This window comes from Paenibacillus sp. Aloe-11 (genome assembly GCF_000245715.1).
In the GTDB taxonomy this organism is placed as follows: domain Bacteria; phylum Bacillota; class Bacilli; order Paenibacillales; family Paenibacillaceae; genus Paenibacillus; species Paenibacillus kribbensis.
This window is the reverse complement of sequence record NZ_JH601050.1, coordinates 158,722-170,846: the sequence shown is the minus strand read 5'-3', so window position 1 is coordinate 170,846 and position 12,125 is coordinate 158,722. Positions and strand designations below refer to the sequence as shown.

Annotated in this window: 9 protein-coding genes; 1 reads left to right on the top strand and 8 read right to left on the bottom strand. The window is 46.6% G+C overall.

The features are described 5' to 3' along the window. Positions 1-314: 314 nt before the first annotated feature. The 5 genes from WG8_RS06865 to WG8_RS06845 form a co-directional block, all read right to left on the bottom strand. The gene (locus WG8_RS06865) at positions 315-1,013 is read right to left on the bottom strand and encodes a queuosine precursor transporter (protein ID WP_007429413.1); all 699 of its coding nucleotides are present in this window, start codon (positions 1,011-1,013) and stop codon (positions 315-317) included. A gap of 198 nt (positions 1,014-1,211) precedes the next feature. Further along, the gene (locus tag WG8_RS06860) at positions 1,212-2,609 is read right to left on the bottom strand and encodes an L-cystine transporter (RefSeq protein ID WP_007429412.1); all 1,398 of its coding nucleotides are present in this window, start codon (positions 2,607-2,609) and stop codon (positions 1,212-1,214) included. 235 nt (positions 2,610-2,844) lie between these two features. Next, entirely contained in the window at positions 2,845-4,749 is a 1,905-nt protein-coding gene (locus WG8_RS06855) for a beta-glucoside-specific PTS transporter subunit IIABC (protein ID WP_007429411.1), read from the bottom strand. 165 nt (positions 4,750-4,914) lie between these two features. Beyond that, entirely contained in the window at positions 4,915-5,748 is an 834-nt protein-coding gene (gene licT, locus WG8_RS06850) for a BglG family transcription antiterminator LicT (RefSeq protein WP_007429410.1), read from the bottom strand. 221 nt (positions 5,749-5,969) lie between these two features. Beyond that, a complete protein-coding gene (locus WG8_RS06845) occupies positions 5,970-7,136 on the bottom strand; it encodes a PTS transporter subunit EIIC (RefSeq protein ID WP_007429409.1) in 1,167 nt (388 codons plus the stop codon). A gap of 457 nt (positions 7,137-7,593) precedes the next feature. Here WG8_RS06845 and WG8_RS06840 point away from each other — a divergent pair, with 457 nt between their 5' ends. Then, the gene (locus tag WG8_RS06840; protein ID WP_007429408.1) at positions 7,594-9,294 is read left to right on the top strand and encodes a methyl-accepting chemotaxis protein; all 1,701 of its coding nucleotides are present in this window, start codon (positions 7,594-7,596) and stop codon (positions 9,292-9,294) included. 100 nt (positions 9,295-9,394) lie between these two features. Here WG8_RS06840 and WG8_RS06835 read toward each other — a convergent pair whose 3' ends face one another. The 3 genes from WG8_RS06835 to WG8_RS28140 form a co-directional block, all read right to left on the bottom strand. Beyond that, entirely contained in the window at positions 9,395-11,014 is a 1,620-nt protein-coding gene (locus WG8_RS06835; RefSeq protein WP_007429407.1) for a cobyric acid synthase, read from the bottom strand. Between the two features lie 37 nt (positions 11,015-11,051). Beyond that, the gene (gene cobS, locus WG8_RS06830) at positions 11,052-11,933 is read right to left on the bottom strand and encodes an adenosylcobinamide-GDP ribazoletransferase (protein WP_007429406.1); all 882 of its coding nucleotides are present in this window, start codon (positions 11,931-11,933) and stop codon (positions 11,052-11,054) included. Then, positions 11,930-12,125, bottom strand: a 196-nt coding sequence (locus WG8_RS28140; RefSeq protein WP_007429405.1) for a bifunctional adenosylcobinamide kinase/adenosylcobinamide-phosphate guanylyltransferase, incomplete at its 5' end; no start/stop codon positions are given. The genes WG8_RS28140 and cobS, both read right to left, overlap by 4 nt.

Here is a 12,125-nt window from a genome sequence, read left to right as displayed (position 1 = left end):
CAAGACTCCCGGACTGATCTATTACTTTACCTGTGAGTTCGGCGATACAATGCAGGCACAGCAAGGCTTCACCTGCCATTTTCTCCTGTGTAAAACTTTCTCTGGCCTTCTGCGTCACATAGCGAAATTTACATTGGGTACATAGGGTAAACTGCTTCATTCCGATGGCCTCCTTCTTGGCAAAAGTTTGATTAGACGAGCCACATACTTCAATATAAGCAACTGTAAGCTTCATTGAACAATTCATCTATACACAATTTCGAAAGCGATTACATAATTATGCAAAAAAAAAGGAGGGGAGCCCCCCAAGCCAATTATGGCTTGAGAGTCTGCCCCTCCTCTTCTATAAAGCGGAAGTTGCGCGCGATATACAAAATCGGTGTACCTGCCGCAGTCAGTACGAATTTCAAAATATAGGTCGTGAACAACAGCTCCAGCCATATTCCCCATGCATAACCGTAAAATGCAATACTACAGAAAATAAGCGTATCTATAAACGAGCTGATCATCGTACTGCCATTGCCGCGAATCCAGAGCTGATGACGCTCCGGGAAAAATTTGCGAATCCAGACGTACAGACGCACATCCAGCAATTGACTGACCGCATAGGCTGTCAAGCTGGCAAGTGCAAGTCTAGGCAGCAATCCGAACAGCTGTTGCATCGGCGTCTGGGCAAAATCCGTTGCAGTCGGCTGGAACAGCAGTACCATCTGCATCGTGATCGTCGTCATAATCAGTGTAAAAAAGCCAAACCATACTGCTTTGCGCGCCTCTTTAGGCCCGTATTTTTCATTCAGCAAATCGCTGGCCATATACATAGAAACATACATCGTATTGCCCAAGGTTGTGGTAATGCCGAGCAAATCAATGGTTTTGGTAACCTGAATGTTGGCCAGTACGGTAGCGACACCAATCCAGGCGTACAATCCTTTTTTACCGAACAAACGATAGCATAACAAAAAGAACATAAAATTGACGAGGACAAAGGCTGCCCCCCATAACAGATTAAACATGAAATCCTCCTAGTTTTGATAGCGCGGGATGGTTGCGAACCGCGGTTCATCCGAAGCAAGCCGGAAAAACATTATTTTAATGTATCATAGATCAGGATTGGTGAACAGCTATAATTACATTGCGATAAAACCACAACAAAGAGCCGGCCTGCTGGCCGAATCTGAACATTGAGATGCACGATACGTTTTAACGTTTACTTAAGAGCGTGCCGTTGCATCTAAATCCAGACCACGGTCGTTGAACACGTCGTGATCATTCTCCTTGAGCACCTTGCCGGAAATGAGCCCTGCCGTAATCGAATCATTCACATTCAGCGCTGTACGTCCCATGTCAATCAAAGGTTCGACTGAAATGAGCAGACCCGCCAAAGCCACTGGAAGATTCATCGTAGAAAGCACGATCAGGGAAGCGAAGGTGGCACCACCACCTACCCCGGCCACGCCAAACGAACTGACCGTAACGACCAGAATGAGCGTGAGGATAAAATCCCAACTCGTCGGATCAATGCCCACGGTTGGAGCAATCATAACCGCCAGCATCGCCGGATAAATCCCCGCACAGCCGTTTTGCCCAATGGTCGCTCCCAAAGTCGCAGATAGATTCGCGATGCCATCAGACACACCGAGCTTTTTCGTTTGTGTTTCAACATTTAACGGAATAGTCGCTGCACTGGAACGGGAAGTAAAGGCAAAAACCAATGTAGGCAATACCTTTTTCACATAGGTCACCGGATTGTAGCCGAACAAGGCCAGCAAAATAAGATGAATGACGAACATAACCAGCAAAGCCACATAGGAAGCGAGTACAAACTTGATCAGCTTCAAGATTTCATCTGGATTGGTCGTAGCTACAACTTTGGTGATCAATGCCAAAATGCCGTAAGGCGTCAATCTTAGCACCAGAGCCACAATCCGCATCACCACTGCGTATACGGCGTCGATGAATTTGCGGAAGGTTTGCGCCTGCTCCGGTTTTTTGCGATCCAGTCCAAGCACAGCCACCCCGATAAAGGCCGAGAAAATAACCACTGCCAGCGTCGAAGTACGACGCGCGCCCGTCATATCCTCAAAAGGATTGGAAGGGATAAATTCCAGCACCTGCTGTGGAATGGTCATATCCTGAACCGTTCCAAGAAGCTCTTCCATCTTCAGGCCCTGCGCCTGCTCCTTTTCCCCGCTTTGAATCTCAATCGCTTTTAGATCGAACGACAGGCTGGTTACAATACTGACGGAAGCAGCAATCGCCGTTGTAATCAGCAGTACAGCAATAATGGACACGCTTATTTTGCCAAGGTTTTGTCTTCCCTTCAAATTCATAATAGCCGAAATAATCGACACCATGATGAGCGGAATAACTACCATTTGTAGCAAACGGACATAACCATTGCCTGCAATGTTGAACCAATCAACCGATTTCGTAATCACCTCGGAACCAGAGCCATAGGCGTACTGAAGAATAGCCCCGTAAACCAGACCGAAGCCCAGCCCGGCAAATACCCTTTTAGTAAAGGAGATATGCTTCTTCTGCATCCAGACCAACACGCCGAGCAGTGCAAGCAGCACAAGCACATTCAAAATAATAAAGAAGGTATCCATATATTTTTCCTCCAGACAGATGATGTTGTGTAAGATGACCCTCAAATCCGTTAATTACTATATCACAAAGCCAACTATTTTTGTAGGTTTTATTTCAATAAATGAATTGAAGCCAGCTCAGCTTCTTCGGGTTACATTGTAAACGCAAAAAGACAAGCCTTCCTGTATCGAAGACTTGTCTTTTCTTGAATCCAACGCTTAATGTTCAGCTTTTACGTAAAGCCTTTTGTTGTCGTTAGACAATCACGGTATATAAAAGCTCCTGTTCCTTAACCACCTTATGCTGATTTCCGGCAGGCTCCAGCTCGCTAAACTGAGCTACATTCGTAACAATAACAGGTGTAATCGTTTCGTAGCCAGCCTTGCGGATTTCTACCAGATCAAACTCCAGCATGAGGTCGCCTACCTTCACTCGATCCCCCGCTTTCACATGAGCCGTAAAATGAAGGCCTTTCAGCTTAACCGTATCCATCCCAACATGTATGAGCATTTCAACTCCTGAATCACTCACTAAACCTACGGCATGTCCACTTTTGGAAATAGAGAATACGGTGCCTTCAACTGGAGAAACAACGCGGCCTTCAGATGGCTCGATAGCCCACCCTCTGCCCATGATTTCTTGGGAAAACGCAGGGTCATTGACTTCGCTGAGCGGCTTGACTTCACCCATAATCGGGCTGTATACCGAAATTTTATCGCCTTTCGGCAATGAAGCTACAGCAGATTGTGCTGCTTCATCAGCAGCGGTGTCCCTGGCAGCATCTGTTGTTGCTTGTGGTGCCTCTTCGTTCTTTTCATCTGTAAAGCCGATCAAATAGGTAACCACCGCAGCAACCACAAATGCAATAATGAGACCCAGGATTGCGTACAAGAAAGTTGGTCCAATAAACATTGCCAGACCAGGCAAACCAACCAATCCACCTATAACATACGCTTTTGTACCAAACAAGCTCATGAAGCCCCCGCCGACGGCTCCGCCGATCAACGCTGCAGTAAATGGCTTTTTAAACCGCATGTTTACACCATACATTGCAGGCTCGGTTACACCCATAATAGCTGTCAAGCTCGTGGAGAAAGCCACTGTTTTAACTTTGTCATTTTTGGATTTCAAAAATACACCCAGTGCAGCCCCGGCCTGAGCCAGGTTAGCTGCGCCCATAATCGGAATCATGTAGTCAAAGCCCAACGTTGCAATCGAACCAATCATAATCGGAACCAACGCATAATGCATGCCTGTCATGATAATCAGGGAGAAGGTACCACCAAGCAGCAGACCTGCAAGCGCACCTGTATTTTCAAACAGCCAGGAAATCCCTCCCGACAGGCCATTCCCAATAATGGAGCCCAGTGGCCCTACTGCAATCAACGTCAAGGGTACAATAATCAATAGAGTCAGTGTCGGAACAACAAGCAGCTTCAGTGAGGCATGTGTATACTTATCAATGAATTTTTCAACATAGGACGCCAGCCAGATCGCGATAACGATTGGGATAACGGTCGAAGAATAAGTGGCCGCCGTCACCGGCAGACCGATAAAGCTAACCTTCACATTGGATGCCAGCAAGGCCGTAATCGTCGGATGCAAAATAGAGGCACCTATCGCTGCTGCGATAAACAGATTGCTTCCCAGTTTTCTAGCAGCACTCACAGCCAGAATAATCGGCAGGAAGTAGAATGCACCGTCACCTATGGCCGCCAAAATCGTATAGGTCTGGCTCTTGTCGGACATCCAGTGCATAGCCACCAAGAGGGCAATAATCCCTTTGATCATACCTGCGCCGGTGATCGCCGGCAAAATCGGTGTAAACATACCAGCTATAAAGTCAAACAGACTGCTGATCGGGTTTTGCTTTTTCTTCGATACATCGCTTGAGCCCGCTTCACTTTGTGGCGCCTTGGACATGTTGCTCACCAACGATTTGTACACATTAGCTACATCATTACCAATAATGATCTGGAACTGGCCGCCGCTTTCCATGATTCCCATGACGCCATCCGTTTTTTGCAGCTGCTCCTTCTGAGCTTTCTTATCATCATGAAGGTTGAAGCGCAGGCGGGTCATGCAGTGAACTACCTGCTCAACGTTTTCTTCACCACCGACCAGTGTAAGTATCTCTTTGGATAATTGATTTCGATCCATGAAGTGTTCCTCTTTTCTATTTAAGGTATATAACACGAGAATTGACAATAAAAAAAACCTGAATACAGAAAGCAGTCAGCTTTATAGAAAGCCAATCTTCTTTCAGCATTCAGGTTTTGCCTTCCGGTTAGAAGTAGCAATCCTAAATCCCTGATTATCGATACATCATTGATTTTTAACGATACGTTCGATATGAATGGTGAGATATAACATCTCATCCTGGGACAAACTTCGACCATAGATTTTAGTTGTATAATCCCTTATTTTCTCCGCACAGGCATAAGCATCCTTATATTGGACCTTAACCATATCATGAAGGGAATTATCTGCATGTTGTACAGGGGTCCCGTTCATTACCCGTTGAGCGAAAAATTTGAGATGTGTAATAAAGCGGTAGTAGCTTAGCGACTCTTCATCCAGCTCCATCACAAAAAAGCGGCTTACAATGTTCATAATGTCCTTGACGATGTTCGTCAGGGCAATCGTTTCACGCATTTCACTGTTGAGCTGTGCATTCACCAAGTGCAGAGCAATAAACGCTCCTTCATCATCCGGAAGTGTAACTCCCAGCTTGTCCTGAATCATGTGTAGTGCTTTGGTCCCGATCGAAAATTCCTTGCGGTACATGCGTTTGATTTCCCAGTAAAGAGCATTTTTGATATCCATACCCAAACGATAACGCTCAATGGCAAAATGGATATGATCCGTCAGCGAAATATAGATGCTGTCATGCAACTGTACACCAAGTATCGTTTTGGCATATTGGATGATTTCATCAGAAATTTCAACGTATTCAATAGGGATATCAGACATCAGGCTCATCAGCTTGCGGGAAACCTCGGTGCTTTCAAGCTTGAAAATTTTCTCGATTTGCGCTTCATCGATCTCATCGCCTGTGCTTTTCTTAAAAGCAATTCCTCTCCCCATGATGACCAGTTCTTTCTGATGCTCATCAATCACCGTCACGACGTTATTATTCAGCACCTTTTCTATCTTCATTCCATCACCTTAAGCCACTTGGAGTAGTAAAAAAAGGCAATACCAAAACTGACACTCAGTGCCTGCTTATGGTTTTGCCCGATATGCTCAGTAACAACCCACGATTGTGCAGTTTTGAAAAGCTGTCACCATAATATCACATAAAAACACAGCCTACAACATTTTTTTGTAAACACTTTCATGTGATTTCTGGCATGTGGTTTCCGGACGATTGGTGCACTTTAGCTGTTTATGTTCTTATCCACGAAGCCCATAAAATACGTAATTACGCCTGCACTAACAAACGAAATTAACATCCCCCAAATGGCATATACCCATGTGGATCCGAGAATTAGTCCCAGGCTGGGCAGACCTGATACACCACCAATAGCAATTGACTTGGTTTCAAATAGAATCATAAAAGCGCCACCGAGCGCCCCGCCGATCAACACCGCAGCAAAAGGCTTTTTAAAACGCATGTTGATTCCATACATCGCTGGCTCAGTCACCCCCAGCAGGGCAAGCAAGCCTGTCCAAAAGGCCAACGTTTTCACTTTGCCATTTTTGGATTTAAAAAGCACACCAAATGCTGCACCCGCCTGAGCAAGTGCCGCTGCCACTACCACAGGGAATATTTGATCATAACCCAAGGCTGCAAGCGAGCTAACCATAATCGGCATCATGATATATTGCATGCCTGCAATAATCAGCACAGACATTATGCCCCCGAGCAACAGCCCTGCAAGCACTCCTGCATTGTCAAACAACCAGCCAAATCCATCGGATATATGTTGACCAAGATAAGTCCAAAGTGGTCCAAAAACGAACATCATCAAAGATATAGTGATCACCAGTGTCAAAGTCGGAACAGCCATCAATTTAAGCCAACAAGGAATATACCTGTCTAACCATTTTTCCAGATACGATGCCATCCAGACGACAACAAGTATTAGTATTATGGAAGAAGCAGCTTGCGGCTCAATAACTGACAGACCTGCAAAACGGACCTCCTCACCCGACTGGAGCAAAGCTGTTAGTTGGGGATGGAATACGGATGCTCCGACGGCTGCCGCAACAAACACATTGCTGCCCAGTCTTCTTGCCGCACTTGCCGCCACAAAAATGGGCAGGAAATAAAATATCCCATCGCTGATGGCCAATAAAATAGTATACATCTGTGGATCAGACAACAAAAAACCGAAGGACATTAAAACATATATAACTGCCTTGATCATTCCTGCGCCAATCATTGCTGGCAAGATCGGAGTGAATGCGCCTGATATAAAATCCAACAGGCGACTTATCGGATTTCCTTCTGCGGCAGCTTTAGGGCTACCGGAAGTCGGCTCCTGTCTATCTTCTCCTTCTACCTGTGAAATTATTCTTTTGGAAAGTAGTTCCTGATTCATAGATGCCTTTTTCCCCTTTTATATGTATATTGAAGACCATACTCGAACTTACTAAAGCAAGCTTAAAAGAAGCCCTATAAAAAGTTCTATTCCTTATACTACTTATATTACTTCTTTTTTACAATAGTTTTTAAGAAAGAGTGAAATTACCCAAGACCATAGTTATATGTTTTTTGTTTGTTTTTGGGCAAATTTTACTATTCAACCGCTTGTTAATTAGGTAAAATAGGTCTATCCTACTTTTTAGTAAATCATGGATTACTTCCCTTTCTCATTCTTGTCTCTTGAATATAGCTGAAATATACATAGAACCCGAACATTTTCAGTTTCTTCTTCAAGCAAAGAAAGGAAAACAGTAGATCATGGCATGTCCAGTATTGCTAATGGACAAGCAGACTACATCAAGCAGGGGAATTCGTCTGTTTTTTTACTACCATTATGTGAGAGGAGATTTTTCATGAAGCGTTTTAATCGTTCCATTGGTGCGAGATTGCGAGTTATGTTTTTATTGATTCAAATCTTTGCATCCCTTCTGTTCAGCATCAGTTTCTATGCAGTATCCATGAATATCATTAATAATAGTGTCTTGCCTCAGGTAGATCAAATGCTGGAAACCGGAGCCAAAAATGTGTATCAGGATCTCAATATTTCTTTAGCTGTTCAGGCTGGGCAAGGAAGCGGTTCTGATTCAGGCTCCGTTATACAGATGGAATCTTATCTTCAGGAGAAGGTCGATACCCTCAAGTTAGAATCGGCATATCTTGCGGCGGAGAAGGATGGCAAGGCCGAAATTGTCGCACGTAATGTCAAATCAGCCTATAAGATCAAGGATGCTCTCGTTCCTGTAGAGGATATTAAAAAGGCCAAACAAGGCGAGATGAATGTCAGTGACATTTACAGCGACGCATACGGGGTACACAAAACCGCCTTCTTTGCTATATCGGGCAGTAATCTGATTCTTGGTGTGAACGAAGATGTCGGTTTTGTACAGGAAAAATCCCAACAAATTTTATGGATATGCATAGGTATTACCATCGCAACGCTCCTGCTGAGCGGAATTATTTCTACCCTCATCGTGCGTAATGTGGTGGGGCCCATTGCCGAATTGGTTCGTCATAGTGAAAAAATCGCTCAAGGAGACCTTTCACAGGAAGCGAAGGTTCATGGCGACAACGAAATTGCTCAGCTTGCCCGCAGCTTCCAATCCATGTCTTATAACCTCAAGGAGATGATCGGTCATGTGCTTTCTACATCCGGTGCGGTTGTAGAAGGCTCCAACGAGTTGCTTCGTCGAACTGAGGTTATGAGTGTTAAAGTGCAGGATTCAACAGTTGCTGCAGAGGAAGTGGCCAAGGGAAGTACCAGCATTGCTTCGGCTGCTGCCGAAAATGCACAAGCCATGGAGGAAATCGCTCAAGGAGTGCAGCATATTGCCTCCTCTGCCAATGATGTATCCGATCAAATCAGTGAAGCGACCCAGGAAACGGTTAACGGTAATACGCTCGCTCAAAATGCGGTAGCCCAAATGACACAGGTAGGACGAGCCGCCGATGAATCGCTGCGATACATTCATAGTATGAATGAGCGCTCCGAAGCCATTGGCAGCATCGTTTCAGCTATTTTCGATATTACGAAACAGATTCAAATGCTGTCCCTGAATGCCTCGATTGAGGCTGCACGTGCGGGTGAGCATGGCCGCGGCTTCGCCGTAGTAGCCGGAGAAGTACGCAAGCTCGCCGAGCAATCCAAGGAAGCAACACAGGAGATTTCTGACTATTTGGTTACCATTCAGGAAGTATCGCAGCAATCCGTGGATTCCGTAACCCGAGTCAGTCGTGAAATTCATTCGGGCACGGAAATGGTTCAGCAAGCCAGTTCAGCTTTTAACCAGCTCAGCGAGCTTATGCAAGAAATCAATGCTACGATTCAAACAGTGTCAGCAGCAACGGAGCAAGTATCCGCCAGCTCGGAAGAGGTGTCGGCATCCGTAGAGGAGACGGCCCTTATCGCTGCCAATGCACAAAACATGATCCAGGAAATCGGTTTAAATGCAGATGAGCAACTGAATGAAATGGAAAGTCACAGCGAAATAGTACGTCAACTAAGCAAGCAAGCGACTGAACTACAAGCAGCCGTGCAAAAATTCAAAATTGTGTAAGCAGGCAACCTAAAAAGAGGTGTCTCTTAGTCATGAATACAATGGCTATAGAGATACCTCTTTATTTTTTTAAGCATATTCTTTGGAGCACGTATAGCGTCTAAGAGTTCATCCCCATAATGCGATAAATTTGATCCATATCCAAATGAGCCCGTACCACCTCTGCAACACGGTCAAACTCCTGTTCCTTGGCTTCACGCACGGTGAAGGTGCTATCAAGCGGTGTCAAGCCCTTGGCCTGTCTCAACCCATCCAGCCAGGAACGGCGAAAACAGTCATTATCAAACACACCATGCAAATAGGTTCCCCATACTTTACCATCTGTCGTACCCCAGCCTTCCTCAAAGCCTGTTCCATCCCCACGCCGGATATGGAATAGCGAACGCATTTTCTCCATACCTGGAGTTCCCTCTGTAGATGATTGCGGTCCCGTAACACATTCTGTAACACCCATATGTATTTCATAGCCTTCAATATTGGGCTTGGGATCAAACGCTGAATCAGATGCAGTGCTTAACAACAGCGGGCAATGAATAGACAGGGTTCCTTGTACGCGCACGGTTTGTTTTTCCTTTAAAAAGGTCGTGGATAAAGCCAGCCACCCCAAGCCTCTGGCCTGCTGTGGCAACCCGGATTCTACTGCTTGGGGATCATATAAAGCCGTGCCCAGCATCTGATAGCCTCCACAAATACCGACCAGCTGTGTGCGTCCGGCCTTCATGGCCTGTCTTATGTCTTCCTCCAGACCTCTTGCGCGCAATTCAAGCAGATCGCCGATCGTGTCTTTGGTCCCGGGTAAAATAATGGCGTCTGGCACGCCCAATTCCCCGGCTTCGGTGACATAACGTACGCTCACATCAGGCTCAGCAGCCAAAGCATCCGTGTCCGTAAAATTGGAAATACGCGGATATCGAATGACCGCAATGTCCAGTTCCTTATCCTTTGCAGACAGACGGGGCTTCTTGTCCAGTACCACGGAATCCTCTGCCTCAATGCGAATGTTCGGCAGATAAGGCAGTACACCGAGTACCGGAATATCGGTTCGTTTCTCCAGCCAGTCCAGTCCCGGTTGAAGCAGAGACAGATCGCCTCTAAATTTGTTAATAATGAATCCCCGGATACGCTGCACTTCATGCGGTTCCAGCAGCTCGATCGTTCCTACCAGCGAAGCGAAAACGCCGCCCCGGTCGATATCCGAAATAAGTAATACGGGAGCATCTGCCCAGCCCGCAAGATTCATATTTACAATATCGCGATCCTTTAAATTAATCTCTGCCGGGCTGCCCGCCCCTTCCATAAGCACGATATCATAGGTATCACGCAGCCGATTCAGAGCATCCATGACCGTCTGCTTGGCTTGTGGCAAAAAGTCCTTCCGATAATCAGAGGCGCTCATATAGGCATAAGGTACACCGTGTACAACAATTTGTGAGTGCATATCCTTGACTGGCTTAATCAAAATCGGATTCATGTCGGTGGTCGCTTCAATACCGCAGGCCTCAGCCTGCACCCCCTGAGCGCGTCCAATTTCCTTGCCGTCCTCTGTGACATAAGAATTGAGCGCCATATTCTGTGACTTAAATGGTGCGGGACGATAGCCGTCCTGTACAAATATACGGCACAGGGCAGTCGTCACTACGCTTTTGCCCACATCCGATGCAGTTCCTTGAAGCATCAACACGGCTGCCGGGTTTGTGCAGGACGGTTCGAAAGTTGACAATGGCCTCTCCCCTTTAATCAATTCATTTTAAAACGGATCACAGCCCGTACAAAATTACAATAAGCAGCAATAAAACAGTCTCCAGCAATTCGTTCAAGGCTCCATAAATATCGCCCGTCAGCCCGCCCAAACGGCGGTTAATACGATTGGCCACGAAGGTTCCAACACCGTAAGCCAACCAGGGCAGCAGCACAAAGCCTATCCAGATTGGAAGGTTCTCTGAATACAAAAGGAACGTCCGCAGATACGCTCCTGCCATTGACAAATTCCCGATGCCGCCTGTTCCTACGGGCAACGCTGCAAGAAAATACTGTCCTGCGGCCGCTCCCAGAGTCACCAGAACAGCCCAAAATACAGCCAATCCGACACGTCCACCGCTCATATCGGCAAAACGTGCTGCCAGTCCGTCATCGTTGCGTGCTTTGGGCCAGCGCTTCATCGCATGTACCATAAACCAGCGGCTCCAAACCATCGGAAGCAGCAGCAAGCCGGGCAGATTCCCTTCATTCAGCGTGGTATCCAGCACAATATACAGTAAGGAAGCCTTAAGCATGAGCAGCAGCACACAAGCAATGACGCCCATCGCTCCTACACGGCTATCCTTCATAATCTCCAGCATCCGCTCACGGGATCGGTAGCTGAACAAAGCATCAGCCGCATCCATCCAGCCATCCAAATGCAGTCCACCCGTCAGCCAAACCCACACGACGAGCGTAAGAACCGCAGATGGCAACGGCGGTAGCACCAAAGAAACGAGCGCTGCAAAGCACCAGACGATGAGGCCAATCACTGCTCCAACCAGTGGATAATAGCTTGCACTACGCTTAAGCAATTCCGGGGAAAAGTCCAGCTCCGCCTTGACCGGAAGACGGGACAAAAATTGAAAGGCCGCAGCGACAGCTTGACGTTCGCGGCTCATAGCTTATATTCCAACTGTTTAAGTTCTATGGGAATGCCCGCCGTCACCAAAAATACTTCATCGCACAGACGGGCGATTCGCTGATTCATGATTCCGCCCAAATCCCGATACAGTCGTCCTAGCGGATATTCGGGCACGATCCCGTCACCGACCTCATTGGTCACGATGACGAGCGGACCCGGATACCGCTCG